Below are 1,722 nucleotides of genomic sequence, written 5' to 3'. Positions count from 1 at the left end.
CTTTGAATTCCTTCTGTTTCTGCGGTTAAAATTATTTCACCACCTGTTTTACCCGCTTTTAAAATTACCATGCATCTACCTTGCCATGCCTTTCTTTGCGGTGATTGATAACTTTCAATACTACGTGGATTTGCGTTGCCTACACCAACAATTGTTGCATCACCTTCTACTTTAAATTTCATCCCATTTTCTGCCAATGGATTTCTATTACCCTTTGCATCCAATAATTCAATAGTTATATAACTAAGGTCCTGGTTATTTGCTTTGATCATTTTTTTATCGGCAGTTATTTTTATCTGTACCGGCAGTTCGGCAGTGCTTAAAACCGCTGAATTTACTAATTTATTTTTGGCATCATATCCAACAGCTTTTAATTCTCCTTTTGTATAAGGCACTTGCCATACAGCCATAAATTTTGTGGACCTATCTGTATTTTTTTTACCCAATGATTTTCCGTTCAAAAATAATTCAACTTGTGCACAGGATGAATACAGGGATACTTCGATGGGTTTATTTTCATAGCCTGTCCAGTTCCAATTATTTACAGCATCCAACCAATGCCATTTCGACCAGGATTCCCGCTTCGGATTTACATCAAAAGAAGGTACAGGTGGTGTTACAAAAATGGATATTTGGTTCTCTTTCCAAAGTGCGTCCCTGTAAAAAGACTGTGGCCTTTTCCAACCACAAATATCAATATCACCACAGTAAGCAAGGTTCCATGGATAAAAGTTTTGCTGTTGAAAATACCCCAGCCATCCAATACTTGCTTCGCCGATGTAATCAAATGCCGTCCATACAAAATCCCCGATCACGTACGGATTATCCACCACGTCCATCCAGCTTTTAAAAGCTTCCAACGGGTAAGATTCTGAACCATACATAATTCTGTCGGGCTTTCTTTTATGGTCAGCAACATAGATAGCTTCTTTTAAATGATCACCGCCAGCTGCATAATTGTAACCCGCAATATCCAACTCAGCAAAAAACGGATCCTTATCTTCATTTAAGCCATTGATAGCCGAGGTAATAGCTCTGGTTTTATCTAAAGTTTTTATATAATCTGCAATTGATTTTGCAGTCGCCACACCTTCGCTGTTTCCCCTTTCCGGTATTTCGTTACCCACGCTCCACATAATTATTGAAGGATGGTTTCTATCTCTTTTAACCATGGCATCAATATCTTTTTTCCACCAGTCTTTAAAATACAAATGGTAATCGTAAGGATTTTTACCATAGTTCCACATATCAAATGCCTCATCAATAATTAGCATTCCCAACTTATCGCAGGCAGTTAAAAATGCTGCGCTTGGTGGGTTGTGCGTACACCTGATCGCATTGTAACCACTTGCTTTCAGTAATTCTACTTTACGCTCCTCAGCCCTGTCGTAGGCCTTTGCACCAAGCGGTCCATTATCATTGTGAAAACAGCCACCTTTTAATTTTACGGTTTTACCATTCAGTTGAAATCCATTGGTTACATCAAAAGAAATTGCCCTGATACCAAAAGTATTTATCTCCGTACTTATTAGTTTTCCATCTATGTAAATAGTTGTTTGTGCGGTGTACAATTCAGGCGATTCGCATGACCATAATGCAGGATTTTTTACAATTATATCCTCATTAAATTCATAAGATGCTTTTGCTTTTAGCTGTTGTTTTAATCCTGTACTACTCACTTCTTTTAAAGCAGTATTTGTAATTTTAGTTAGGATACTGATG

The 1,722-nt window shown here is 37.7% G+C and carries 1 protein-coding gene; it reads right to left on the bottom strand.

The annotated features are described in order from the left end of the window. A partial coding sequence (locus H7254_RS06005; protein ID WP_301932109.1) for a glycoside hydrolase family 2 TIM barrel-domain containing protein occupies nt 1–1,722 on the bottom strand: 1,722 nt, incomplete at both ends.

This window comes from Ferruginibacter sp. (assembly GCF_014377975.1).
Classification (GTDB): Bacteria; Bacteroidota; Bacteroidia; order Chitinophagales; family Chitinophagaceae; genus Ferruginibacter.
The sequence above is the reverse complement of the archived record's forward strand: the minus strand, read 5'-3'. Positions and strand labels throughout refer to the sequence as shown.